Raw genomic sequence first — 25,316 nt, 5'->3', positions numbered from 1 at the left:
CGCTCGCAGGTTTAGATGCCCAGTCTCAAGACCTACCGGCTGCGGATCCGAAGCGTCCAGTCGACGCAGAAGATCACCAAGGCCATGAAGATGGTTGCCGCCGCCAAGCTGCGGCGCGCGCAGGAGCAGGCCGCCGCGGCCCGCCCCTATGCGGAGTCCATGGACAAGATCCTGGCGTCGCTCGGCGCGAGCTTCCAGGGCGCTTCCGGCGGTCCGCGACTGCTGGTGGGCACGGGGTCCGACCAGGTGCATCTCGTCATCGTCGCCACCGGCGACCGTGGCCTGTGCGGCGGCTTCAACAGCACGATCGTGCGCGAGGCGCGCCGCCAGATCCGCGCGCTGCTGGCCGAGGGCAAGACGGTCAAGATCTTCTGCGTCGGCCGCAAGGGCCGCGAGCAGCTGCGTCGTGACTTCGGTTCCATGATCGTCGAGACGATGACCGATCTCGGCCGCCCGCGCCTGTCTTTCGCGGACGCCCAGAAGATCGCCGCGCGCGTCATGGAGATGTACGACGCGGGCGAATTCGACGTCGCCAAGGTGATCTTCAATCACTTCAAGTCGGCGATGACCCAGATCGTCACCGTGCAGCAGCTCATCCCGCCGCCGATGCCGGAAGCGTCGGCCGCACCGGCGGCCGCCGGCGGCGCGATCTACGAGTTCGAGCCGGACGAGGGCGAGATCCTCGCCGACCTGCTGCCGCGCAATCTCACCGTCCAGATCTTCCGCATCCTGCTGGAGAACTCGGCGAGCTTCTACGGCTCGCAGATGACGGCCATGGACAACGCCTCGCGCAACGCAGGCGACGTGATCAAGAAACTGACGCTGCAGATGAACCGCTCGCGCCAGGCCTCGATCACCAAGGAACTCATCGAGATCATCTCGGGCGCCGAGGCCGTCTAGGCCGGCTGCCAAGCAATCGAAGGAAAGGGATCCGCTATGGCTACCAACAACATCGGCACGATCACCCAGATCACGGGCGCGGTCGTGGACGTGCGTTTCGACGCCGATCTGCCGAACATCCTGAACGCGCTGCACGTGAATGCCGACGGACGCCTGATCGTGCTGGAAGTCGCCCAGCATCTCGGTGAATCCGAAGTTCGCACCATCGCGATGGATACGACCGACGGTCTGGTCCGCGGCGAGAAGGCCGTCGATACCGGCGCGCCGATCCAGATGCGGGTCGGGCCGGAGACGCTCGGCCGCATCCTGAACGTCATCGGCGAGCCGATCGACGAGCGCGGTCCGGTCGGCAACAAGACCACCCTGCCGATCCATCGCAGCGCGCCCGAGTTCGTCGAGCAGTCGACGGAAGCGCAGATCCTGGTCACGGGCATCAAGGTCATCGACCTGCTCGCGCCCTACGCCAAAGGCGGCAAGATCGGCCTGTTCGGCGGCGCCGGCGTCGGCAAGACCGTGACGATCATGGAGCTGATCAACAACGTCGCGAAGGCGCATGGCGGTGTGTCGGTGTTCGCCGGCGTCGGCGAGCGTACCCGCGAAGGCAACGACCTCTATCACGAGATGATCGAGGGCGGCGTCATCAAGCTCGACGGTCCGGGCTCGAAGGTGGCGCTGGTGTACGGCCAGATGAACGAGCCGCCGGGCGCCCGCGCCCGTGTCGCGCTGTCGGGCCTCACCGTCGCCGAATACTTCCGCGACGCCGAAGGCCAGGACGTGCTGTTCTTCGTCGACAACATCTTCCGCTTCACCCAGGCCGGCTCGGAAGTGTCGGCGCTGCTGGGCCGCATCCCGTCGGCGGTGGGTTATCAGCCGACCCTGGCCACCGACATGGGCGGCCTGCAGGAGCGCATCACCTCGACCAAGAAGGGCTCGATCACCTCGGTGCAGGCCATCTACGTGCCCGCCGACGACTTGACCGACCCGGCGCCTGCCGCCTCGTTCGCCCACTTGGACGCGACGACGGTGCTCAGCCGCTCGATCGCCGAGCAGGCGATCTTCCCGGCCGTCGACCCGCTCGACTCGACCTCGCGCATGCTCGACCCGCGCGTCGTCGGCCAGGAGCACTACGACATCGCCCGTTCGGTCCAGCGCGTGCTGCAGCAGTACAAGTCGCTGCAGGACATCATCGCCATTCTGGGCATGGACGAGCTCTCGGAAGAGGACAAGCTGGTCGTGAGCCGCGCCCGCAAGATGCAGCGCTTCCTCAGCCAGCCGTTCCACGTGGCCGAAGTGTTCACCGGCACGCCGGGCGTGTTCGTGAAGCTCGAGGACACGATCAAGGCGTTCAAGGGCATCCTCGCCGGCGAGTACGACGAGCTGCCGGAACCGGCCTTCTACATGGTCGGCACGATCGAGGAAGCGGTCGCCAAGGCCAAGAAGCTCGCGGCCGAGGCGGCCTAAGCAGATGGCCAAGGTCTCCTTCCGTCTGGTGATGCCCGAGCGCGAGCTGATCGCGACCGAGGCCGACATGGTGGTCGTTCCGGGCAGCGAAGGCGACTTCGGTGTCCTGCCGGGCCACGCTCCGCTGATCTCGACGGTTCGCCCCGGCGTCCTCGAGGTCTACCAGGGCGGCAAGGTCCAGCAGCGTTTCCTGGTGGCCGGCGGCTTCGCCGAGGTCACGCCGGAGCGCTGCACGGTGCTGGCCGACGAGGCGGTGCCCTTCGAACAGATGACGGTCGCGCAGCTCGACGAGCGTGAGCGCGCGGCCCGTAGCGACATTGCCGACGCCGATACGCCCGCCGAGAAGGCTACCGCCGAGAAGAACCTGGCGATTACCCAGGATCTGAAGCGCGCACAGGCTTTCTACGCCAGCCGCTGATTTCAGCGCTACTGCACAAATTCAGTCGAAAAGTGCTCCGGTCTGCCATTGAAAGGCGGGCCGGAGCTGGCTTTATTACGCTGGTAAGACATCACCCCGAGGGTGCTCGTTCATGGGTAACTGGACACTCGAGTCGATCGCATGGGATCGCTTCGACGCGTCGAAGGTGGATCCGGAGATCCTCCGCAACATCAAGGCCGCGGCCCTGGTGGAGCGGAACGGTGGCGACTACGGCATCTATCTCGGCCGGGTCTTCGCCGGCGATGCCGTGTTCATGGACGCCGTGCAGAACTGGGTGGTCGAGGAGGTGCAGCACGGCATGGCGCTGGGCCGCTGGGCCAAGCTTGCCGACCCCTCGTGGGATTTCGACGCCGCCTTCGAGCGTTTTCGCACCGGCTACAAGCTGCCCCTTCACGTCAGTGAATCGGTGCGTGGCAGCCAGGCCGGCGAGATGATCGCCCGCTGCATCGTCGAGACCGGTACCAGCTCCTATTACAGCGCCCTCAAGGACGCGACCGAGGAGCCGGTGCTCAAGCAGGTCTGCCAGAAGATCGCGGCCGACGAATTCCGCCACTACAAGCTATTCTACGAACATCTCAATCGCTGTCTGAAGCGCGACCGCCTGAACCGCTGGTCGCGCCTGCGCATCGGCTGGGGACGTCTCGCCGAGAGCGAGGACGACGAGCTGGCCTATGCCTACTTCGCCGCCAACGCGCCGGCGGACGCGGTCTACGACCGCAAGCGCAACATGCAGGCCTATGCAAGGCGTGCCTATCCGCTCTACCGGCAGACCCATGTGCAGCGCGCCATCGCGATGGTGCTGAAGGCGGTCGGGCTCGAACCGCAGGGCCGGCTCAACAACCTGATGACCCGCGCGGGGCTGTGGTTCCTCCGCCGCAACGCCGCCAAGCTGGCCGCGCAGGGGGCTTAGGGCGGCTGGCTAAGATTTGTCGTCCTGAGCGAAGCGAAGGACCCGACGGATCGACCGAAGCACGCGGTAGCGGATGCGAGATCCTTCGCTGCGCTCCAGGGCGGGGGGTTACCCCGCCCGCGATGACAAGCCTGAGGCTCTCGGGGACTCAGGAAATCAGATCGGCGAATTCCGCGAACACCGCGTCGTAGACGGCCCGCTTGAAGGGCACGATCAGCGATGCGAGTTCGCCGGGGGCGATCCAGCGCCAGGCCACGAACTCCTGGTCGTGGGCATGGATGTCGATGTCGGCATCCGTGCCGGTGAAGGCCAGGGCGAACCACTTCTGCGCCTGACCCCGCCAGCGGCCCTTCCAGTAGGCCGGCCGGCGATCCTCGGGCACGTCGTAGGAGATCCAGCCGGCGCTCTCGCGCAGCAGCAGCGCGCGGGTCGTGCCGACCTCCTCGTGAAGTTCGCGACAGGCGGCCTCGACCGGCGTCTCGCCCTTGTCGATACCGCCCTGGGGCATCTGCCAGGCGTCAGGCTGGTTGGCGCGGCAGCCGACGAAGACGCGGCGGTCCGGGCCGATCAGCATCATCCCGACGTTGCGGCGATATTCTTCGGGGCGGCCGGTCATGGTGGAGGTCATCGGGGGCGTCTTCACGGGCGGAGTTGGGCGGGGTTGGCCCGCAAGCGAGCCATGCAGGCGGCGCGGCATTCGAAATGTCCGATGATGGGCACGAAGGAAAGCGCGGTCTTGCCTTGCCGGCCCTTGAACCAGGCGGCGATGGCGGTGATCGCTTCTTCGTCGGGCTGCATCACGCCGAAAGCGTGTCGGGGCGGCCGGTTGGGCGCGGTTTCGGCCAACCAGACGCTCAGCCGGTCGATGTTGCCGGCCACGCCATCGCCCGCGAGCTTGTAGTCGAGCACGTCGCTGCTGCGGGCGTAGCCCACGCCCAGCTCTTCCGTCAGGCGCTGAATCGGCGTCGCTGCCTGGGCCGGATTGATCTCGACCAGCGCAAGGCCGCGCTCGGCGAGCTCGGCGATCAGTGGCCGCATCACGGCCTCCGACTGGGCCACGCGGTCGGTTGCGGAGATCACCAGGCCGACATAGCCCTCGCCGCGCGCCAGGGTGGCGCGCAGGCGGCGCAGGTTCTCCGCTGCGTCGACGCCCGCGTCGATCGAGCGGACGCCGCGCTCGGCGACCACGGGATCGTCGGTCGGCAGCATCAGGTAGCTTTCGTGGCCGAAGGTGCGGGCCCTGGTGAGCCAGCGCGGCAGGTCGGGCGTGCCCGGCAGGAAGGCTAGGCTGACCTCGGGCGGCAGGCCTTCGATCGCGCGGCGCATCGCGGCTTCGTCGACCCCGACATTGATGACCAGCAGGCCGAGCCGGGCCGGGGCGCCGGCCGGATCGAAGCGTCGCGAATTGATGATCCAGGGCATCCAGCCGGCCGGTGAGATGCGCGGCAGGCGCAGGCCGTCGGCGGTGATTTCGACCATGCCGGCCCGTTCTTCGTCCGGCAGCTTGCGGAATCCCGACGACGCGGCCGGGCGGATGGGCAGCGGCAGCGCCTGAATTTCCGGCGGTGCCGGTGCGGGTGTCGGTGCCGATGCCGAGGCGGCGACGGCGCTGTCGACGATCTGAGGCGTGGCTCCCAGGAAGTCGCCGAAGGCGATGCCGGCGGTGCCCGCGATCAGGCCGAAGACCAGCAGGTAGGCGGCGACGAGGCCACGCCGGTCCGGCCGCGGCTTCGCGACCAGAGCGACGCGCCGGCTGGACTGTTCGCCGGGCATGGCCACGCCGTCATCCTCGCAGGCCGGTCAGTTGGCCTTGCTGCTGTAGAGCGAGATGCCGCGGATCAGGTCGGCCGCGCGCAGCAGCTGGTAGTCGGCCGCCTGCTCCTTCGGCGGCTCGTCCGGATCGACCGGCGCGACCGGAGCGGTCTGGCCGGCGGCCTTGTCGTCGGTCTTGTCGCCCGGCTTGGCGGCTTCCGGCTTGCCGTCGGCGGGCTTCGCCGGCGGCGGCGGAGCCACCGGCTTGTCGTTCGGGTTGGTGATCGAACGGCGCAGGTTTTCCTCGCGGAAGCTCGAACGCTGCTGGATGTTCTCGATCTTCGCGGGCTCGACCTCGATGTCCGGCTTGATGCCTTCCTTCTGGATCGAGCGGCCCGACGGCGTGAAGTAGAGCGCCGTGGTCAGGCGGATCGCGCCGCCGCCGGTCACCTGCATGATGGTCTGGACCGACCCCTTGCCGAAGGAGCGCGTGCCGAGAATGATCGCCCGGCGATGATCCTGCAGCGCGCCGGCCACGATTTCCGAGGCCGAGGCCGAGCCGCCGTTCATCAGCACGACGATCGGCAGGCCGCCCGCGACGTCGCCCGGCTTGGCGTTCCAGCGCTGAACGTCGTCGTTCTTGCGCGCCTTGACCGAGACGATCTCGCCCTTGTCGAGGAAGGCGTCCGACATCGCGATGGCCTGGTCGAGCAGGCCGCCCGGGTTGTTGCGCAGGTCGATGATGTAGCCCTTGAGCTTGTTGCCGGCTTCCTTCTTGAGCTTCTCGACGGCGTCGAGGACGCCCGGCGTGGTCTGCTCGGTGAAGGAGGTGACGCGGATGTAGCCGATGTCGCCGCCTTCGAGGCGGAACTTGACCGGCTTCACCTTGATGGTCTCGCGGGTCAGGGTGACGTCGAACGGGTCCTTGGTGCCGCGGCGGATCGAGACCTTGATCGGCGCACCGACCTTGCCGCGCATCTTCTCGACGGCTTCCTGCAGGGTGAGGCCCTGCACCGGCTCGCCGTCCAGCGCGAAGATCAGGTCGCCCGGCTGGATGCCGGCCTTGGAAGCCGGCGTGTCGTCGATCGGAGACACGACCTTGATGACGCCGTTGTCCATCGTGACCTCGATGCCGAGGCCGCCGAACTCACCCTTCGTCTGGACCTGCATGTCCTTGTACGACTTGGGGTTCATGTAGCTGGAATGCGGGTCGAGCGCGCTCAGCATGCCGTTGATGGCATTCTCGATGAGCTGCTTCTCCTCGACCGGCTCGACATAGTCGCGGCGGATCCGCTCCAGCACGTCGCCGAACAGGTTGAGCTGCTGATAGAGCTCGCTCTTGTCGCCGCCGGCGGCCTTCGGGTCGGCCTTGTCCTGCGCGAGCGCAGGAGCAGCCAGGAAAGCCACGGCCGTGGCGAGTGAGGCGAAGCGCAGAAAGGTCATTTGGGTGCCTTCAGGAGGGAGTCGCCAGGGGCTTTGAGGCCCGGCGATCCGGAGTTTCAGCGTGGGAGGGAGGATACAGGGGCGTCTTTGGCAGGATCAAGGCGTCGGGGTCCGGCGCCGCTTCACAAATCAGGCAGAAGCTGCGGCCGCTGGGCGCGGCGCGGCCAGGACCGCCGGTCGGGAGGCCGTCGAGAGCATCGATTGGCCGGTCATTTCCGCAGGCTGCGGCAGGCCCATCAGCGCCAGCATCGTCGGCGCGACATCGGCCAGCTTGCCGTCCGACAAGGAATGGACCGTGGCCGGCGCGTTGAACAGCAGCGCGGGCACGCGATTGAGCGTGTGCTGGGTGTGCTTCTGGTGCGAATGCTCGTCGTACATCTGCTCGGCATTGCCGTGGTCGGCGGTGACGAACATCACGCCGCCGGCGGCCTGGATGGCCTGCATGAGGCGGCCGAGGCAGCCATCGACGGCTTCCACCGCCTTGATGGCGGCGCCGAGGTCGCCGGTATGGCCCACCATGTCGGTATTGGCGTAGTTGACCACGATCAGGTCGAAGGTGCCGGAGCCGATCGCCTCGACCAGCCTGTCGGTCACCTCGCCGCTGCTCATCTCCGGCTTCATGTCGTAGGTCGCCACCTTGGGCGACGGCACGAGGATGCGCTCCTCGCCTTCGAACACGCGCTCCTCGCCGCCGTTGAAGAAGAACGTGACGTGGGCGTACTTCTCGGTCTCGGCGATGCGAAGTTGCTTGAGGCCGGCGCGCGACACCGTCTCGCCGAGGCCCATCTTGATGATCGCGGGCGGGAACAGCGTCTTGAGGAACGGATTGAGCGCGGCCGAATACTCGACCATGCCGACCGTCTCGGCGAAGACGACGACCCGGTTGCGGTTGAAGCCGTCGAACCGCGGATCGAGCAGCGCGGTCAGGATCTCGCGCGCCCGGTCGGACCGGTAATTGAACATCAGCAGGCCGTCGCCGTCCTTCATGCCGGTGTAGCCGTCGATCGCCGTCGGCAGCACGAACTCGTCGTCGAGCTTGGCAGCATAGGCCTTGTCGACGGCTTCCTTCGCCGTCGTCGCGCGCTCACCCTTCGCGTCGACCATCGCGTCATAGGCCACGCTCACGCGCTCCCAGCGCTTGTCGCGGTCCATGGCGTAGAAGCGACCGATCACGGTGGCGAAGCGGATCGGCAGGCCGGGCTTCAGGCCCGCCTGGATATGGTCGAGGCATTCCAGCGCGCTGCGCGGCGGCATGTCCCGCCCGTCGAGGAAGGCATGGATCCAGACCGGCACGCCGTGACCCGCGACCAGGTTGGCGAGGAAGACCAGATGATCCTGGTGGGCATGCACGCCGCCCGGCGAGGCCAGGCCGATGAGATGCAGCGCCGCGCCGCTCTGCTTCAGCCGGGCGATCGTCTGGCCGAGGATCGGGTTCTGCGCCAGCGAGCCGTCCTCGATGGCATTGTCGATGCGCGGCAGGTCGGGCACGGCGACGCGGCCGGCGCCGAGATTCATGTGGCCGACTTCGGAATTGCCCATCTGGCCCTTGGGCAGGCCGACGAAGCTTTCCGAGGCGTCGATCAGGCCCTGCGGGCAGGTCGCGACCAGCCGGTCGTAGTTCGGCGTGCGGGCGTCGAGGATCGCATTGTTCAGCGGATCGGTGCGATGGCCCCAGCCGTCGAGGATGCAGAGCAGGGCGGGACGCGGTGCCTTGGCGGTCATCACGAGGCCTTCCGCGGCTGCGGCCGGGCGCGTTCGACGGCGTTGAACTTGTTGGGGCAGCTCAAATCGCGCGGATCGGTGTTGGGGTTCTGGTCCGGCACCTCGATGGCGCAGAACACGAACTCGCCGCGCGGCTCGCCGTCGATGCTGACATCGTAAGTGTAGGTCCCGGCCGGATCGCCCGGAATGATGCACCAGGAACGCTGCAGCACGCCGTCCTGAACCGTCTCGAGCATGCGCGTCGTGGCCTTGGTCTTGTCGGCGCTGACTTCGGTCTCGGGACCGGCGATCACCTGCTCGGCCGGCTGCGAGGTCGTCAGAACCTCCTTCAGCGACACCACCCGGTTGGGCCCGCCGAGATACATGCGCCAGCCGAAGCAGGCGCGGTGGAACAAGAGCGGAATGGCGTTGGTCTCGTAGTGGCGCTGCTTGCCGTCTTCTCCCGTGATCGACACGTACGGGATGCTGCGCACGGGCTTCACGCCCGGCTTCTCGACCGGAGTGGCCGGGGCCGTCGACTGCGCCATTGCGGCGCTCGAAGCGGCTGCTAGGAGGAGGGCGGACGAAGTGGCCAGGAGCCACCGGGAGAATGGGTGCATGGCGCCAATGTAGCCCCGGTTTTTCGTCAGAACAGAGGCAAAATCGCCTTTTCAGGCGCGATGATACGGATGGCCGGCGAGAAGTTGCTGAGCGCGGTAGATCTGCTCGGCCAGCATCCCGCGCGCCAGCTGGTGGGGCCAGGTCATGGCGCCAAATGACAGGATGAGCGTGGCTTTTTTCAGCATCGCCTCGGTGTGGCCGTCGGCGCCGCCGATCAGGAAGGCCACGTCCGACACCGACGTGTCGCGCCAGCCCCCCAGGCGGGCCGCGAAACCCTCGCTGTCGAGGACCTTGCCGCGGCGGTCCAGCATCACCAGCGTCGCGCCGGCCGGGGCCGCCTCGAGCAGCAATTCGCCCTCGCGCTGCATGAGCTGCGGCGCCGGCAGCTTCCGCTTCTCCTCGAGCTCGCGCAGCACCAGCGGCCAGCGGATGCGGCCGGCATAGTGTTCGTACAGATCCCGCTCCGGCCCGCGCGAGGCGCGGCCGATGGCGGCGATGGTGATCTTCAAGCGGTGCTCATGGGGCTCTGTTCAGGGAAGGGCTCGCCCGTCACGCAAGGGTCCCTCCCTTCGTTCGGGATGACACCATTGGTGAGGTGCGCGCCGTGCGCCGATCCAGAAAACGGTGTCATCCCGAGCGTAGCGAGGGACCTTTCGTTTTCCTCGAAACGCGAGCGCCTGCGCCTCCCGGGCCATACGCGATGGCCCGAGCGTTCACGACGCGCGCTTGCGCCGGGCGGCCGGCTTGGGGGCCGCCTTCTTGACCGCGGCCTTCTTCACGGCAGCCTTCTTGACCGGCTTGGCGGCGGCCTCGTCCTCGAGCGCCCACATCTTTTCGAGCGCATAGAAGGAGCGCGCTTCGGGGCGGAAGACGTGGACGATCACGTCGCCGGCATCGACCAGCACCCAGTCGCCGGTCTGCTTGCCTTCGACGGGAATGTAGCCGCGGCCGGACTGTTTGAGCTTGTCGGCGAGGTTCTCGGCGATGGCCACGACCTGGCGGGTCGAGCGGCCCGAGGCGATCACCATGTAATCGGCGAAGGCCGACTTGCCCTTGAGGTCGATGACGACGACGCCCTCGGCCTTGTTGTCGTCCAGGGACTCGCGCACCAGCTTGAGGAGCGCGTCGGAATCTTTGCTTCGATCGGGAAGCGTGCGGGTCTGGTCGGGGATGGTCTTTCCTTTCGCTCTGGTCCGTTGGGGGCGCACGGCGCGAAGGGCCGTCGCGGAATGGTTGTCCAACCTGCTCGGGATAAAGCACCAGGCCGGCGGCTCGCAAGTGGCGAGCCGGCGGGCCTCGGTGGCTTGCAGGCGGAAACGCTCGAAGGTGCGCGGCGCCGGGGCGGCCAGCGCCGCATAGCTCCAGCCGGGCCGCGCGAAGGCGGCGATCGGCACGGTGCCGAACAGGGTGCGCCAGCCCGCCCAGTCGACGAGCTGGGGCAGGATGTCGGCGCCCATCAGCCACACGAACCTCGCATGGGGGTAGACGTGCTGCAGCGCCTGCACCGTGTCGAGCGTATAGCGCGTGCCGAGCATCAGCTCGGGCGCCTCGACGCGGATGCGGGGATGACGGGCGACCTGACGGGCGCGGGCCACGCGGGTGGACAGCGGCTCCATGCCGTCGCCGCTCTTCAGCGGGTTCTGCGGCGAGACCAGCCACCAGACTTCGTCGAGGCCGAGGCGCTTCAGGGCCTCCAGGCTGATATGCCGGTGGCCGGCATGGGCCGGATTGAACGAGCCGCCCAGCAGGCCGATGCGTCGCGTGGTGGCGCGCGACACGCCCGGCATCGGGTGCAGGCTCACGAGGGGAAACTCACGGCCTGAGCGTACCCTTGCCGCGCACGATGTTCTTGTAGGTGGTCAGCTCGACCAGTCCGACGGGGCCGCGCGCGTGCATGCGGTTGGTCGAGATGCCGATCTCCGCGCCCAGGCCGAACTCGCCGCCGTCGGCGAACTGGGTGCTGGCATTGTGCATCACGATGGCGCTGTCGACCTCGCCCAGGAAACGCTGCGCCGTCGCCTCGTTGTCGGTGACGATCGATTCGGTGTGCTGGCTGCCGTAGCGCGCGATGTGCTCGATCGCGCCGGCGACACCGTCGACCGTGGCGACCGAAATGATCGGCTCGAGATATTCCGTGCGCCAGTCCTTCTCGGTGGCGACCAGCGCCCTGGAATCGCGCTTCCGGACTTCCTCGTCGCCGCGCACTTCGCAGCCCAGCTCGTGAAGCTTGTCGAGCACCGGCTTCAGATGGGTGTCGAGCGCGGCGCGGTCGATCAGCAGGGTCTCGGCCGAGCCGCAGACGCTGACCCGGCGCATCTTGGCGTTGGCCACGAGGTCGCGTGCCATCGCGACGTCGGCATCGCGGTCGACATAGACATGGCAGATCCCGTCGTAGTGGCGCAGCACCGGCACGCGGCTCTCCTGCGTCACGCGGTCGATCAGCGAGCGTCCGCCGCGCGGCACGATCAGGTCGAGCCAGTCCATGGCGCGCAGCATCTCGCCCACGGCGGCGCGGTCGGTGGTCGGCACCAGGGCCACGCAATCCTCGGGCAGGCCGGCGCCGGCCAGCGCGCGGCGCAGCAGCTCGACGATGGTGCGCGAGGAATGGAAGCTGTCGGAGCCGCCGCGCAGCACCACGACGTTGCCCGACTTGATGCACAGCGCGCCGGCATCGGCGGTGACGTTGGGCCGCGCCTCGTAGATCACGCCGATGATGCCGATCGGCACGCGCACGCGGCTGAGCGCCAGCCCGTTGGGCCGCCGCCATTCCTCGATGATGGCACCGACCGGATCGGGCAGGGCGGCGATGTCGTCGAGGCCCTTGGCCATCGCTTCGACGCGCGCCTCGTTCAGCAGCAGCCGGTCCTGCAGCGCAGCCGTCATGCCGGCGGCCTTCGCCGCCTCGATGTCGCGCGCATTGGCGGCCAGGATCGCGTCCTTCTCGGCGCGGATGAGACGCGCCGCCTCGAGCAGGGCCGCGTTCTTGGCCGTGGTCGAGGCGTTGCGCAGCGCGGCGGCGGCGGCCTTGGCGCGGCGGCCGAGGTCGGCCACCAGGGAAACGACGTCTTCGGCAGCGGGCTTGGTCTGGACGTTCATGGGACGCTCCGTCGCTTCACTCGACCACGAGGTCGTCGCGATGGACGATCTCGTCGCGGCCGCGGAAGCCCAGCAAATGTTCGATCTCGACGCTCTTGCGGCCGGCGATGCGGCGCGCATCCTCGGCGGCATAGGCGACCAGGCCGCGCGCCAGCACGCGGCCGCCGCGATCCTTCACGTCGACCACGTCGCCGCGGCGGAACTCGCCGGCCACCGCGGTGACGCCGGCGGGCAGCAGGCTCTTGCCGGTCGACAGCGCGCGCACCGCGCCGTCGTCGACGACCAGAGTACCGGCGGGCTTGAGCGAGCCCTTGATCCACTTCTTGCGCGCCGACAAAGGCGAGCCCTCGGGCAGGAACCAGCTGCAGCGCGCGGTGCCGTCGATCAACGCCCCCAGCGCGCCGACGCTGCGGCCGTCGGCGATGGCCATGCGGCAGCCCGCGGCCATGGCGATGCGGCCGGCCATCAGCTTGGTCACCATGCCGCCGTTGGACATCTCGGAGGCCGCGACGCCGGCCATCGCCTCGATCTCGGGCGTGATCTCGCGGATCTCGGGAATGAAGGTCGCCGAGGCGTCGCTGCGCGGGTCGCCGGTATAGAGACCGTCGATGTCCGACAGCAGCACCAGCGTGTCGGCCGAGATCATCTCGGCGACGCGCGCGCCCAGGCGATCGTTGTCGCCGAAGCGGATCTCGTCGGTCGCGACCGTGTCGTTCTCGTTGATCACCGGGATGGCGCCCAGCCCCAGCAAGGTCGCCATGGTCTGGCGGGCGTTGAGGTAGCGGCGGCGCTCTTCCGAATCGTTCAGGGTCAGCAGGATCTGCGCGACCGTGATGCCATGCCGCGCCAGCGCCTCCTGATAGGCCTGCGCGAGGCGGATCTGTCCGGTGGCGGCGGCGGCCTGGCTCTCCTCGAGACGCAGCGGCCCGGCAGCGAGCTTGAGATGCGTGCGGCCCAGCCGGATGGCGCCGGACGAGACCAGCACGACCTCGCAGCCGCCTTTGTGCAGGCGCGCGACGTCGCCGGTCAGGGCCTCGAGCCAATCGCGCCGGACCTCGCCCTTCGTCTCGTCGACAAGGATCGAGGAGCCGATCTTGACGACCAGCCGCCGCGCGCCGGCAAGCGGTGTCATGCGGCGTCCCGGGAGGGCGAGCGCTGCTTGTCGACGAGCTTCATGAGCTCGTGCAGCAGCGGCGTCACGCCCTGGCGGGAGACCGCGGAGATGACGTGCACCGTCTTGCGGCTGACCTTGGCGAGCTGGGCACGCTTGGCCTCGATGTCTTCTTGCGTCATGGCGTCGGTCTTGTTCAGCGCCACGATTTCCTTCTTGCGCGCCAGGTTGCCGCCATAGGCCTTGAGCTCGGTCCGCACGGTGCGATAGGCGCCGGCGACGTCGTCCTGCGTGCCGTCGACCAGATGCAGCAGCGCGCGGCAGCGCTCGACATGACCCAGGAAGCGCGTGCCGAGGCCGGCGCCTTCATGGGCGCCCTCGATCAGGCCCGGAATGTCGGCCATCACGAACTCGCGCGCGTCCGAGCCGTCGCCCACTTTCACCACACCGAGGCCGGGATGGAGCGTCGTGAACGGATAGTCGGCGATCTTGGGCCGCGCGTTGGTGTTGGTGGAGAGGAACGTCGACTTGCCGGCGTTGGGCAGCCCGACCAGGCCGATGTCGGCGATCAGCTTGAGGCGCAGCCACAGCGCGAGCTCCACGCCCGGCCAGCCGGCATCGGCACGGCGCGGCGCCCGGTTGGTCGAGGTTTTGTAGTGCAGGTTGCCGTAGCCGCCGTCGCCGCCCTTGGCGATGATCACGCGCTGGCCGATCTCGGTCATGTCGGCCAGCAGGGTCTCGTTGTCCTCGGCGAAGATCTGGGTGCCGCGCGGCAGGCGCAGCACGATGTCCTTGCCGGCGCCGCCGGTGCGCTGGCTGCCCATGCCGTGATGGCCGGTCTCGGCCTTGAAGTGCTGGGCGTAGCGATAGTCGATCAGCGTGTTGAGGCCGTCGACGCATTCGGCGATCACGTCGCCGCCGCGCCCGCCGTCGCCGCCGTCCGGCCCGCCGAACTCGATGAACTTCTCGCGGCGGAAACCCGCGCAGCCGGCGCCGCCGTTGCCGGAGCGGACGTAGATCTTGGCCTGGTCGAGGAACTTCATGAGATGGGGTCCAGAAACGGAAAAGGGGGAACGGCGAGCCGCTCCCCCTTCAAAAATCCAATGGGATGAACGGCGTTATTCGGCGGCCAGTGCCGGCGCCGGGAGAACGTTCACTTCGACCTTGCCGCCGGAGCGGGTGCGGAACGACACGACGCCGTCGGCGGTGGCGAACAGCGTGTGGTCGCGGCCGAGGCCGACATTCTCGCCCGGGTTCATCTTGGTGCCGCGCTGGCGGACCAGGATGTTGCCCGAGATGACCTTCTCGCCGCCGAAACGCTTCACGCCGAGGCGCTTGCCGTCTGAATCGCGGCCGTTACGCGAGGAGCCGCCTGCTTTCTTATGTGCCATCGTCCTACTCCGGTCGCTCTGCTCAGGCGACGATCTGTTCGATCTTGACCACCGTCAGGTCCTGACGGTGACCGTTCTTGCGCCGCGAGTTCTGGCGACGGCGCTTCTTGAAGATGATCACGTGCTCGCCGCGGGCCTGCTTGACGATCGAGCCGACGACCTTGGCGCCCTCGACGACCGGCGCACCGATCTTGTCGCCGACCATCAGCACGTCGGTGAATTCGACCTTGGTGCCGGCCTCGCCGTCGATCTTCTCGACCGTCAGCTGGTCGTCGGCGGCGACCGTGTATTGCTTACCACCCGTGCGGATAACGGCGATCATGATGACACCCGGCTTGAGGTTTCCCGGCGCGAAATGCCGAAAAACACGAAAGAACGCGGCGGACCCGCAGGGCCCGCCGAAGAAGCGCGGAATATACGCACGCCGGCCCTTGAGTCAATGTCGGAGACGGGATGGCCGATGCAGGGCTCACGGAACCTCCCGGAGGCCGGAAAGTCAATGTTTTCGGGGCGCTGGGCGCGGATCGCCTTGCTGCGGCGCCGCCGGGGACGCGTTCGGGGCCTTTTTTCCCGCAGCCCCGCCGTTCCGCGCGGGAAGCTGTTGCTCCTCCAAAGACGCCCGCCTATAAACCCGCGCGCCCGGAGGGGTGCTAGAGTGGTCGATTAGGACAGTCTCGAAAACTGTTGTGCGTGCAAGCGTACCGTGGGTTCGAATCCCACCCCCTCCGCCATTCACCGTCGAGCTGACAGTCTCTCCCGCCTTGGCGGGCCTCTTGAAAGCCCAATAGGCGCGGGCATTACGCGTTGGACCTGTTGACCGGCGTCGCCGTCCCAGGGGCCGTTTGGCTCTCTCTATGCCTCTTTCTCTCCAAAGCTGATGACTGCGGGATTTGGTACGCTTCTTGTAAGTCGCTGATCTGGTTGACTAATTCGGAGCGTAGTTCTGCGGGTTTCGAAGGTTCGGGCGGCCGGAGAGTAGGGCTGAGATCGAAACTTTGCAGGCTCGGCGTGGCGGTCAGAGCTAAGGGCAAGTTCTTTGCTAGCCGACGCCGGTGGCGAGCGCGCAGCTCATGAAGAGACCCGACACCTCTGCCACGTGGCACCGAGCACCATGGCGGCGGCGGCCTTTAGCCCTTCATGAGCGCGTGAGACGATGAGCTTGACGCCACGCAGGCGCCGGCGGGTCAGCGAGCATGCCGCGGGAACCCGCAATGACCGCCTCAAACGCGAGACTGCCTGAAGTTACACCACGCCTTGGGACGCTACCCGAAACCGTGTCTACGCCTATACCAGTCCGGTGAACATCCGCATCTCTTCCTTCGTCTGCTGCTCCTCGGGCATAAGGTTCCAAAGTCGGCTGCAGATGGTGCCTACCTCTTCCCAGTCGTCCGCAGCGACGGCGCGCTTACCGGCTTCCAGCAGCCTCGACGCTTGAACCTGGTCGTTCATCGCAGCGCGGCGCTGGTTCAGATGCTCCAGCATCCCTCGCAAAAAGGTCGGAGTCCTCGCGAGGATGGTGAACATCAGTGAGCGCAGAGCTTCTATCTCGGCGTGAATTTTTTCAGGCACGTTCGAGTTGATAAAGGTCTGCTCGCGGTTGAGAATTGCCTTGAGCTGATTGCGCTCACGGTCGTTGCCGGACTCTTGCACCGCCTTCACGCACTCAGACTTGGCGTCCTGGTAATCCCGGCGGGCCTGCTCCAGTCGCTTACCGGACGTCAGGTCGAACATCGTCCGAGCGGCTTCGCGCTTGCGGTCCTCGAGCTGGTACTTTTTGTCGGTAACGTCGTCATCCTTGAGCTCGGCAATCTCGCCCATGAGCGTCTGTACCGTGCTCAGCGTTTTCTCGATGCCTGCAGCGACGTCACTCTGGCCGTTCTTCTCGGCGTCTTCGAGCTCGGTCTGCAGCTTGCTCTCCAGCAGCAAAGTCTCGGCAGCAAGGTCCCTGGTGGTCACGTGCCGGAACTTAGGTGCGAAGACCTCTGAGAATTCTTGGTCCGTCCCGTTCAGGTAGGCGTTAACAGTAAGGTCACGTGATTCCGATATCGCAATTTTTAGGTCGACTTCTGTACCTTTGATGAGGTCCCGTGCGATCTGTTTGCCTGTAATGAGCAAGACCCCCAACGGCTTGTTCGTCGAGGAATGGCGATTTGAGGGTCCCTCAACAACGAGGATGCGAAGCTGGTCGTTAGAACCTTTGACGATGGTGCGTCCAACTTCCTGAGTGAGTTTGGTTTGCGACGGCAGCACCACGTTCTTGTGAAACAGCGGGCGCAGCTTTGTGTCATTCGCGGCGGGATCATCCAGCACCAGGCAGATGTCTTCGGGAAGCATCTGACCTGCCACGCTGTAGCGACCCTGGGCAATCTGGATGACGTCGTTGTCCAGTTTCACCAGCGTGCCTGTGGCATCGAACACTTTTAAGGCGAAGACGTTGTACGCGCCGGCGCGCAGCGGCAGGTCCTCGACAATGCGATTACCCAGCTTCTTCAAGCTGCTGTCGTAGGCCCCGTCCTCGCCGACGATGCGGTACTGCATGCCCTCAGAGGCGCCTTCCACCTTAGCAGTGAACGGCTCCTCGGTCTCTTGAGAAGTCTTATTGTAGGACATCCGCACCTTCACGGCGGTATCCGGTCTTGCCGCGTTTGGCGCCCCCTGCCCCTTCTCCTTGGTGCCGGCGAAGTAGGCGGCGCCCACCGCCACGGCGTTTGTCGGGTCAACGCTAGTGTTGGCCGCGATGCCCATCACCTCCTGAACGCGCTTGCGAACAAAGGGAATGTAGGTCGAGCCTCCCACCATGAGAATAAACTTCAGGTCGCCAGGCTGCAGCGAATTCCGCGTCAGTATCCGCTTGACCATTTCGATTGTACCTTCGACTGCATCCTTAATGACCGCCTCGAAGTCGCTTCGCGTGATAGTCAAAATGGCATCGACGGCCGTGCCTTCATCGTCTTCGACGGTGAGTGTGCCCAGGTCGATTTCAGTAGAGGTTTTAGCCGACAACTCAACCTTGGCCTCTTCGGCCTTCGCCAACAGGGCGTACCATAGGGGGTTTCGGCTACCGCTCTGGCTCTTGAGGGAGCCCAGCAGGTCCTCAAACTTGCCTCGCCGGTTGAGCTCAGCGACGACCACCTTTTCGACCAGCAGAGCGTCGAAGTCGGTTCCACCGAGGTAATTGTCACCCTCATGGTCCATGACAGTCAGCTCGCCCTCGACGATACGGACTAGGGCGGTGTCGAACGTGCCGCCACCAAGATCGTAGACGAGCCACTGGCTGTTCTTCAGGTCGACATTACGTTCCTTGTTGGCATAAGCCAAGCTCGCCGCAATAGGCTCCTGTAGCAGCACCACGCTCTTGAAGCCCGCCTGAAGGCCAGCTTCCTTGGTCGCGTTGCTCTGAAGCGTGTCGAACGAGGCCGGGATGGTGATGACAGCTGCGTCCACCTCCTCGCCGGACTGGACGAAGGTCTTCAACTCCTTGAGTACATATGCTGAAAGCTCAACCGGAGTTTTCGACGCACCGAGCGCCTTGATGTTGAAGCTCTCGGAGGTGCCCATCTTGCGCTTGAAGCGGCTAACCACACTTCGTGAATCACGGAGCAGGTAGGCCCGTGCCTGCTCGCCAATGAGGGTACGGTCGTTCCGGAATCCGACGATGGAAGGAAGGGTCTCCTTGAACCCGCTGGGGTTCTTGAACACCTGAACCTCGCCCTTCTCAAACTTGGCGATGAGCGAATTTGAAGTGCCTAGGTCGATGCCGAAGTTGATGGTGTTGCCGCTCATTGCAGTTCTCCCGCTTGATTCCCTGCTTCGACGGTTTTGGACCGCACTACGACGATGCCCTTCTGGATGACTCGCGAGTAGGCTGGCTCGCCGTACCGAATAACCGGCTTGATGACTTCGGTCACATGAAGATTCTCTGTGCCCTCACCCGCGATGGACGCATCGAGGTCGGCGCGCGTCTCATTGAACGGCTGGCCCATGGGGTCCTCGTAGAAGAGCTTCTCTTCGGCAAAAGCATCTTTGATGCGCTCGATGTTGCGCAGTGCGCCGCCCGGGTCCCCATGCAGAGTCAGCTTGCGCTCGGCATCGTATAGATGGTTGAGCGTCTGAAGCACGAACTTCGGGATGCTCAGTTGCAGAGGTGCGCTCATGAGCGGGGGCGCTCCTTTCGATTAGCCAATAAATGCAGGATGATGGCGTTGTACGTTGACTCGATCGGCAGGTCAGCGGTTGCCTTGGAGTTCTGTGCATCCCGCAAGACGATGGAGCCGTTGACCATAGTCGACGAGAGCCTTGCCCACGGCACGCGAATCTTCTTGTCGGTGAACCAACCCCTGGCGGTAAGCTCAACACCGTCTTCGAATACCAGCAGTGGACCTACTCGCGCGGACTGATTTCGCTGGAGCTCCGCCTCGAAGTTTTCGGCTACCCCTCCTAGGATGAACGACGTTGTTGCTTCAACGAGTTCACCCCAGTACTTCTTCTGCTCTTCGAAGTTGGCGGCGGCACTCCAACTCACCACGATGTCTTCGCCCTGACGCGCCTTAAACGCCACGGTCAGTCGGTGGATGGGCGGCTGAGCGGAGGTCTGCACCAAGCCCCACCGCAACCCGACGATGTCGGCAGGCGCAAGCCTCTGCTTGCCGTAGACCACACCGTTCTTCGTGATGCTGACATTGCGGTCCTTGAAAGACAGGTGGGCTTCCTTGCTCTTTTCTTCGGCGATGAATCCGTCGAGAGTCTTTTCGTCAGCCTGCATTTGGTGGGCCAGGGCCGGAGATTTCTTTGCGCAGGCGCGGCCCAGAGCAAGAATTGCCTTCGCACCCTCCGCGTCGTGTTCACGGTTGTAGTACGAGACCGACAGATCCCGCAGGGCGCTGCCTACCGCGCTATGGGCCTCGTAGAACTCAATAGGCAGCAACGTTAGTAGACTGCCAAGGTTACCTTGGTTAAACGCTTTCTCGATTTCGGACCTGGAGACCGAGCACTTATCCTTGACCTCGGCAGCCTTAATTAGGGGTTCGCTCAGTCGGGTTACCAGCCGCTTGGTGCTCTCGAAGCAGGTGTCCAACTGCGCTGGCGTTACCCAACGCCGTCCATCCATCAGGCACTCGACCACCACCAAGTCGGCTTGCTCTACTGCACGGCTCAAGACATCGGCGAACTGCGCAGCGAACTTCGGACCGATATGTTCCAGCGTCTCCGCGTCCAACAGGTGGGGGAGAGTGCAGTCAGTCGAACCATCCTCGTTGATAAGGAAGTGGCGAAGGTCACCGCGCATTAGGAAATCGTTCAGCGCACGGTTATGAGACACCAGTTGGTGGGCGTTCCATGCGTCTACGATGTCAAGCTCAGTGAGCTTCGCCAAAGCGGTCGACTTGTCGATGACCAAGCCAGGCAGCCAGTCGACCTTTCCTTCTTCGAGCTCGATTTCGCGCATCAGCGCCTGCTTCGCCTTCTGCAGCGCTCTGGGGTTGTCCTCTACGTCTTCGGGCTCGACGTCCAACAGCGTGAAAGGATTGATGTAATGGCTGAACCACTCCGACTGAGGTAGGTACGGCTGGGGCCTGCGCAGCACTTGCTCTCGCAGCGCAAAAAGGCGCTGCTGGGCGTTCGAGCGGACCGTCGTCAGCTTTTCTGACTCGTAGCCAGTGCGACGAGCAGCTTCGAGCGCGTCCAAAGCGTCAGCATCGCGGTCGAGCGCTTCGTAGCCTAAAGCGAGGTTGTAGAAAGCGGCTTTTCCCTCATGCTTTCGCGTGTAGGTCTCATAGACCCTTACCGCTTCCGCCGTTTCGTTGGCTTCCCCAAGCAGGTAGGCCAGGTCGAACATGTCCTCTTCGTTCAGTTGGTCCTTTTCGTAGACCTCCCGCAATAGCGCAAGGCGCCTGGCAGGCACGCCTTCTTCCTTCCTGCCCTTGAGCAGGTAGGCCACCATTAGCATGCTTGAGATGTGTGAACTGTCTGCCTCAAGCGCTTGTTCATAGGCTTCGAGCGCTTCGTCGTTGCGATTAGCCCTTAAATGGGTCCGGCCCAGTTCGTTCCAGCCACCGGGAAACGCAGGAGCCAGCTCCGTCACTTTCTGCAGGGCCGGCAAAGCGGCTTCAGCGCCGTCTTTTGCTCCTTGCGCCAATGCAAGCTGCCACCACGCGTTTGCGTTATCCGCGTCCAATGCGGTGGCGCGGCGCGCGGCCAATATGGCTTCTTCCAGCCGGCCTTCACCGCGCAGGTTCTGTGCTCGTTCAGCAAACTGCTTCGCTTCAGCTTCACTCATTAGCAGGCCGCCCAAGTTCTTAACTGACATTTCTTTTATACCGAGGCTGTCCGGGCCTCTTGGGCGGACGATAACCTCGGGCACCGGCAGCAGGCAATCCTCGCGGGCGTCATGGGGTGTCGGAGGCAGACCGTGGAACCGCACTGGAGGCGCCTGCTCTGATTGCAGGCAAGTCCGGGAGGCTTTTATCCGTCGGGGAGCTGGCCCTGCTGTGCCCACTCCACCGGAAACACCCTCATCGCCTCCGCCAGCGTCGGCCCGGCACTCGCTCGCCCATCCAGCATCGCCTCCACGGTCGCCGGCGCGAGCAGCGTCAGCCTGAACACGCGTGAGACGTTGGACGGGTTGATCTTCTCGGCCTTGGCGATCTCCTTGATGGTCGCGTCCTGGCCGGTCTGTGCCGCGGCTACGTCGCCTTGATGACAAGAATTTTCGCGGATCCCATTCCGCGGAACATTTCGACGGCCCAGTCCCGCACACGGGACCAATCGACGGCTTCAACTTGGTGGGCGCCTTTCACTACTGCGTGATGGACCAGGATCGACGCAATGAGGCCGGCTACTAGTCCGATCCACACTGGGCCGCCAATCACGGCGCTAGTGGCAATTAGAGCGCCCGAGCCAAGACCACCCTTCATAAGGCCGACGACGAAGCGCGTTCGGCCCTTGGCGGCCTTAGCCGTCTGCACAGCGCGCGCGAAGCAGGCGATCGCAACGATGCCCAAGACCGGATTGGCCGCGCAAAGCGTCGATAGGCCTAAACTGCCGGCCAGGTTCGCCGCGCGCTCAGTTTCGGCCTTGTCCCAGCAGAGCAGCATGGCGACGGCACCGAGGGCGGCGCCCGCCAGCTCTGTCCCTGTGTAGGACAGGGCGTCGGCGAGCTGCGCCTTACTGATGCCGATGCCGTGCAGAGAGGTGTGTGTGGCATTGAACCAGTCGCGATTTACAGTGGCGAATGGCAGGCCCATCGGCGTGATGACATCCTTCCATATTGCCGCCAGATACCCGGCGATCTCCTCGGTGAAGGTGTCGTTGGGCGAAGCGGTCGCCACCGCCTTCCAAGCGTCCGTGAGGCTGTGCCCTTCGTCCCAAAGCCGATGGAACGCGCCCGACGGATGGGCGATGTGCGTGGCATCCATCGCCTTGTCGTAGATCGTCGGCTTGGCTGTTGCGAAGGTATCGCGCATCCAACCGTCAAGTTTGCGTGCGAAGTCGGTGCCGAGGCTGGCGTTGAACCAATCGGCCAGGCGGTCCCAGCTGAAGCTTGCCTTCTGCTGAGCGGTTGCGTCGCGAGAATTGGATGGGGACGGACTAACTGGCCCGACGGTTGATATTGTGGTGGAGCCCGCGTACGTCTCAGCCCTGCGTTCCGCCAGAGCGGCAAGGCGGGGGTCCGCCGCCGTTTTCGTCAGCCGAGGTGCCACGGGCGGCGACACTGGTAGTGCCGTAGTCCCAAAGGGTGCCAGAGGTTCGTAAGGGCGCAGCCCCACTTTCATCTGCCACTTGACGAACGCGACCTCATGGATTGCGACCGGGGGCACTTGCTGGTTGGCGACCTCGATAAATCGGCGCCGCGCCGCGGTATTCGCGGGCAGTTCGCCTGCGACCAGTCGTTGGTAGCTCGGCAGGTAGCGGCGCAGCAGCGCCTCTTCCAGCTCGCTAAGCGCGATATTCTGTCGCGAGTTGCTAGAGAGCGTCACTCCCGGAGCCGCCATCACTGTTCAGGCCGCCTAGACGAAATCAGGCACGGTGCCGCAAATCCTGCCGTGCCCCATGCGTGCAAAACGATCACGGCGATCGTGCCCGAGGCTTTCGTCCAGTTTTTCATTTGGCAGGGACCGAAGCAGCCATAAGCGACCATTGGCGGACCGTATCCGCACAAAATGCAGTGAGCAACTACACAGCAGAAGGGCGCCCCTGCCTCGCCCACTCCACGGGAAACACTCCCATCGCCTCGGCCAACGTCGGCACGGCACTCGGGCGCCCGTCGAGGATCGCCTCCACCGTCGCCGGCGCGAGCAGCGTCAGCCTGAGCACGCGTGAGACGTAGGACGGGTTGATCTTCTCCGCCCTGGCGATCTCCCTGATGGTCGCGTACTTGCCGGTCTCCAGCATCTTCTGCCACCGGAATGCGCGGGCGATCGCCTTGACCAATGTGCTGTCGATGTGCGGTGCCGCAGGCGGCACAGGCGCACCGTCCGGGGCCAGGACCAGCTTCCGCCCGCCCCGCTTGCGCACAGCAAAAGGCACCTTGATGGCCACGACGCCGGGCTCTGCCCGTGGCATCAGGCAGTCCTCCGCAGATCGCCCAGTTGCTGGACCACGTGGCCGAGCCCCTGCGTCCGGAGCTGGAGCTCGAGCCCGTCTGTCTTGAGGTCGATGCGCTGGACCAGCAGCTGGACGATGCGGGTCTGCTCGGCGGGGAAGAGCTCCTCCCAGAGCGGATCGAGCCGCTCCAGAGCCTCCCGGACGGCCGCTTCGGACAGTGCCTCGATCTGGGGCCCGGCAGCCCGCCAGGTCGCCATCACGACTTCAGGAGACCGGAGCAGGGCCCGCAGCTGGTCGATGACCGCCGCCTCGATGGCAGCCGCCGATACTCGCCGGATGGGGGAAGGCCCTGCCTCGCCCTTCAGGGCGGCCTGGCAGACGTAGTAGCGATAAAGCTTGCCGTGCTTGCGAGTGTGCGTCGGGCTCATGGCGCGGCCCGTAGGGCCAAACAGCAGCCCCTTGAGGAGAGCGGGAGTAGCCGCCCGAGCCCGGCAGCCCCTGACCCGGGGGCTCTCCTGCAGGATCGACTGCACCTTGTCCCAGAGGACTTGGCTGACGATCGCGGCGTGCTCGCCGGGGTAGGCCACGCCCTTATGGACTGCGAGCCCGACATACACCCGGTTCCGGAGGATCCGGTACAAGGTTCCCTTGTCGACGACCCGCCCTCGATGGCTTCGGACATCCTCGGCCCGAAGCTGACGCGCAAGCAGCGTCGCAGATCCGACCTTCAGGAACCGCTCGAAGATCCGGCGAATGACCGCCGCCTCGGGCTCGTGGACGACCAGCTTCCGGTTCTCGACCCGGTAGCCCATGGGCACGAACCCGCCCATCCACATGCCGCGCCGGCGCGAGGCAGCGACCTTGTCGCGGATGCGCTCGCCAATGACTTCGCGCTCGAACTGAGCAAAGGACAACAGCACGTTCAGGGTCAACCGGCCCATGCTGGTGGTCGTGTTGAAGGACTGGGTCACCGACACGAAGGTGACGCTGCAGCGGTCGAACACCTCGACCAGCCGGGCGAAGTCCATCAGGGAGCGGCTTAGCCGGTCGATCTTGTAGACCACTACGACGTCGATCCGGCCGGCCTCGATATCGGCCATCAGCCGCTTGAGGGCGGGGCGTTCCAGTGTGCCACCCGAGAAGCCGCCGTCATCGTACTGGTCGGCCAGTTCGACCCAGCCCTCCGACCGCTGGCTGGCGATGTAGGCACTGCAGGCCTCGCGCTGGGCGTCGAGGCTGTTGAACTCCATGTCGAGCCCTTCCTCGGTCGACTTCCGGGTGTACACGGCGCAGCGAATCTTACGGACGACCGGCTTCTTCATGCCGCTCTCCGCCTGTTCTTGAGTCCGAAGAAGAGCAGCCCGTTCCAGCGGGTGCCGGTGATGGCCCGCGCGATGGCCGACAGCGACTTATAGGGGCGGCCCTGCCATTCGTAGCCGTCGGCCATCACCGTCACGGTGTGCTCGACGCCCTGGTACTCTCGAATCAGCCGAGTGCCGGCGATGGGGATATCGCTGCCTCGCAGCCGGCGCACGGCGATGTTGCCGCCGTCGAGCTGCTCGCCCAGCTGCTCCAGCCGGCGCACCGTCTCGGGCTTCAGGCCGCCGTAGGCCAGCTCCTGGATCCGGTACGCGAGCCGGCTTTCGAGGAAGCGCCGGTTATAAGGTGGCGCCGGGTGGTCGAAGAGTGCGGTCCACTGTTCCTTGAGCTTCGCCGTCGGCATCGCCTTCAAGGCCGCGACGCGGGCCAATACACTGTCGTTTTGCTTCATGCCGTTCTCCGTCTGGGGGCGTCGGCATGACCGCTTCGGTCGGGCAGGAAGTCGACCGAACTGTCTCCGCGGTCGGCAGATAGTGGACTGGACTTCCGGGCATGAAGCCGGATCAGCCCGCGCGCCAGGATCTCGCCGAGTTCGGCGAGGCGTTCGTCGGGGGTCATGGCATCTGGGGA

Annotated in this window: 22 protein-coding genes, 1 tRNA gene and 2 pseudogenes; 5 read left to right on the top strand and 20 right to left on the bottom strand. The window is 65.5% G+C overall.

All coding sequences use genetic code 11. The annotated features are described in order from the left end of the window. Nucleotides 1-15 precede the first annotated feature (15 nt). From ACP15H_RS19940 to ACP15H_RS19925, 4 genes are all read left to right on the top strand, one after another. On the top strand, nucleotides 16-900 hold the full coding sequence (locus ACP15H_RS19940; protein WP_425067891.1) for a F0F1 ATP synthase subunit gamma: 885 nt from the start codon (nucleotides 16-18) through the stop codon (nucleotides 898-900). A gap of 36 nt (nucleotides 901-936) precedes the next feature. Continuing rightward, the gene (gene atpD / locus ACP15H_RS19935) at nucleotides 937-2,361 is read left to right on the top strand and encodes a F0F1 ATP synthase subunit beta (protein WP_324504425.1); all 1,425 of its coding nucleotides are present in this window, start codon (nucleotides 937-939) and stop codon (nucleotides 2,359-2,361) included. Between the two features lie 4 nt (nucleotides 2,362-2,365). After that, nucleotides 2,366-2,779 carry an ATP synthase F1 subunit epsilon gene (atpC, locus tag ACP15H_RS19930; protein WP_425067890.1) on the top strand — a complete coding sequence of 138 codons (414 nt, stop codon included), beginning with the start codon at nucleotides 2,366-2,368 and terminating at the stop codon, nucleotides 2,777-2,779. A 112-nt stretch (nucleotides 2,780-2,891) separates the two neighbouring features. After that, entirely contained in the window at nucleotides 2,892-3,710 is an 819-nt protein-coding gene (locus ACP15H_RS19925) for a ferritin-like domain-containing protein (RefSeq protein WP_425067889.1), read from the top strand. A 148-nt stretch (nucleotides 3,711-3,858) separates the two neighbouring features. On the opposite strand, the gene ACP15H_RS19920 is transcribed toward ACP15H_RS19925, so the two are convergent. The 12 genes and pseudogenes from ACP15H_RS19920 to rplU form a co-directional block, all read right to left on the bottom strand. Beyond that, nucleotides 3,859-4,338, bottom strand: coding sequence for an RNA pyrophosphohydrolase (locus ACP15H_RS19920; RefSeq protein WP_425067888.1), 480 nt, complete (start codon nucleotides 4,336-4,338; stop codon nucleotides 3,859-3,861). Nucleotides 4,339-4,349: 11 nt separating this feature from the next. Further along, the gene (locus ACP15H_RS19915) at nucleotides 4,350-5,483 is read right to left on the bottom strand and encodes a divergent polysaccharide deacetylase family protein (protein WP_425069934.1); all 1,134 of its coding nucleotides are present in this window, start codon (nucleotides 5,481-5,483) and stop codon (nucleotides 4,350-4,352) included. A 27-nt stretch (nucleotides 5,484-5,510) separates the two neighbouring features. Further along, complete coding sequence (locus ACP15H_RS19910) at nucleotides 5,511-6,905, bottom strand: S41 family peptidase (protein WP_425067887.1); 1,395 nt, start codon at nucleotides 6,903-6,905, stop codon at nucleotides 5,511-5,513. Between the two features lie 129 nt (nucleotides 6,906-7,034). Continuing rightward, nucleotides 7,035-8,627, bottom strand: a complete 1,593-nt coding sequence (gene gpmI, locus ACP15H_RS19905) for a 2,3-bisphosphoglycerate-independent phosphoglycerate mutase (protein ID WP_425067886.1) — start codon at nucleotides 8,625-8,627, stop codon at nucleotides 7,035-7,037. Further along, a complete protein-coding gene (locus ACP15H_RS19900) occupies nucleotides 8,627-9,154 on the bottom strand; it encodes a hypothetical protein (protein WP_425067885.1) in 528 nt (175 codons plus the stop codon). The genes gpmI and ACP15H_RS19900 overlap by 1 nt, the downstream gene beginning before the upstream one ends. A 123-nt stretch (nucleotides 9,155-9,277) precedes the next feature. After that, on the bottom strand, nucleotides 9,278-9,736 hold the full coding sequence (gene rlmH, locus ACP15H_RS19895; protein WP_425067884.1) for a 23S rRNA (pseudouridine(1915)-N(3))-methyltransferase RlmH: 459 nt from the start codon (nucleotides 9,734-9,736) through the stop codon (nucleotides 9,278-9,280). Nucleotides 9,737-9,940: 204 nt separating this feature from the next. After that, the gene (locus tag ACP15H_RS19890) at nucleotides 9,941-11,029 is read right to left on the bottom strand and encodes a nicotinate-nucleotide adenylyltransferase (RefSeq protein WP_425067883.1); all 1,089 of its coding nucleotides are present in this window, start codon (nucleotides 11,027-11,029) and stop codon (nucleotides 9,941-9,943) included. 10 nt (nucleotides 11,030-11,039) lie between these two features. Beyond that, nucleotides 11,040-12,323: a glutamate-5-semialdehyde dehydrogenase gene (locus tag ACP15H_RS19885; protein WP_425067882.1), complete on the bottom strand. Its 1,284-nt coding sequence runs from the start codon at nucleotides 12,321-12,323 to the stop codon at nucleotides 11,040-11,042. 16 nt (nucleotides 12,324-12,339) lie between these two features. Next, nucleotides 12,340-13,455, bottom strand: coding sequence for a glutamate 5-kinase (gene proB, locus ACP15H_RS19880; protein ID WP_425067881.1), 1,116 nt, complete (start codon nucleotides 13,453-13,455; stop codon nucleotides 12,340-12,342). Next, nucleotides 13,452-14,477, bottom strand: coding sequence for a GTPase ObgE (gene obgE, locus ACP15H_RS19875; protein ID WP_425067880.1), 1,026 nt, complete (start codon nucleotides 14,475-14,477; stop codon nucleotides 13,452-13,454). Before obgE ends, proB begins: the two co-directional genes overlap by 4 nt. 75 nt (nucleotides 14,478-14,552) lie before the next feature. Continuing rightward, nucleotides 14,553-14,825, bottom strand: coding sequence for a 50S ribosomal protein L27 (rpmA, locus tag ACP15H_RS19870; RefSeq protein WP_425067879.1), 273 nt, complete (start codon nucleotides 14,823-14,825; stop codon nucleotides 14,553-14,555). A gap of 28 nt (nucleotides 14,826-14,853) precedes the next feature. Continuing rightward, nucleotides 14,854-15,147 (bottom strand): annotated as a pseudogene (rplU, locus tag ACP15H_RS19865) (50S ribosomal protein L21); the annotation flags it as partial. Nucleotides 15,148-15,466: 319 nt separating this feature from the next. Here rplU and ACP15H_RS19860 point away from each other — a divergent pair. Then, nucleotides 15,467-15,556 (top strand) — tRNA-Ser (locus ACP15H_RS19860). A 346-nt stretch (nucleotides 15,557-15,902) separates the two neighbouring features. Here ACP15H_RS19860 and ACP15H_RS19855 read toward each other — a convergent pair. From ACP15H_RS19855 to ACP15H_RS19820, 8 genes and pseudogenes are all read right to left on the bottom strand, one after another. Next, nucleotides 15,903-16,013 (bottom strand): annotated as a pseudogene (locus ACP15H_RS19855) (transposase); the annotation flags it as partial. A 96-nt stretch (nucleotides 16,014-16,109) separates the two neighbouring features. Beyond that, nucleotides 16,110-18,608: an Hsp70 family protein gene (locus ACP15H_RS19850; protein ID WP_425067878.1), complete on the bottom strand. Its 2,499-nt coding sequence runs from the start codon at nucleotides 18,606-18,608 to the stop codon at nucleotides 16,110-16,112. Then, nucleotides 18,605-18,979: a hypothetical protein gene (locus ACP15H_RS19845; protein WP_425067877.1), complete on the bottom strand. Its 375-nt coding sequence runs from the start codon at nucleotides 18,977-18,979 to the stop codon at nucleotides 18,605-18,607. Before ACP15H_RS19845 ends, ACP15H_RS19850 begins: the two co-directional genes overlap by 4 nt. Further along, nucleotides 18,976-21,099, bottom strand: a complete 2,124-nt coding sequence (locus ACP15H_RS19840; RefSeq protein ID WP_425067876.1) for a tetratricopeptide repeat protein — start codon at nucleotides 21,097-21,099, stop codon at nucleotides 18,976-18,978. Before ACP15H_RS19840 ends, ACP15H_RS19845 begins: the two co-directional genes overlap by 4 nt. Nucleotides 21,100-21,505: 406 nt before the next feature. Further along, a complete protein-coding gene (locus ACP15H_RS19835; protein WP_425067875.1) occupies nucleotides 21,506-22,816 on the bottom strand; it encodes a hypothetical protein in 1,311 nt (436 codons plus the stop codon). 178 nt (nucleotides 22,817-22,994) lie between these two features. After that, the gene (locus ACP15H_RS19830) at nucleotides 22,995-23,360 is read right to left on the bottom strand and encodes a hypothetical protein (RefSeq protein ID WP_425067874.1); all 366 of its coding nucleotides are present in this window, start codon (nucleotides 23,358-23,360) and stop codon (nucleotides 22,995-22,997) included. A 23-nt stretch (nucleotides 23,361-23,383) separates the two neighbouring features. Beyond that, the gene (locus ACP15H_RS19825) at nucleotides 23,384-24,688 is read right to left on the bottom strand and encodes a recombinase family protein (RefSeq protein WP_425067873.1); all 1,305 of its coding nucleotides are present in this window, start codon (nucleotides 24,686-24,688) and stop codon (nucleotides 23,384-23,386) included. Then, nucleotides 24,685-25,137, bottom strand: a complete 453-nt coding sequence (locus ACP15H_RS19820; RefSeq protein WP_425067872.1) for a DUF2924 domain-containing protein — start codon at nucleotides 25,135-25,137, stop codon at nucleotides 24,685-24,687. Before ACP15H_RS19820 ends, ACP15H_RS19825 begins: the two co-directional genes overlap by 4 nt. Nucleotides 25,138-25,316 lie beyond the last annotated feature (179 nt).

It is taken from the genome of Reyranella sp. (genome assembly GCF_965249915.1).
Classification (GTDB): Bacteria; Pseudomonadota; Alphaproteobacteria; order Reyranellales; family Reyranellaceae; genus Reyranella.
Note: the sequence above shows the minus strand (reverse complement) of the source record. Positions and strands in the feature narration are given on the sequence as shown.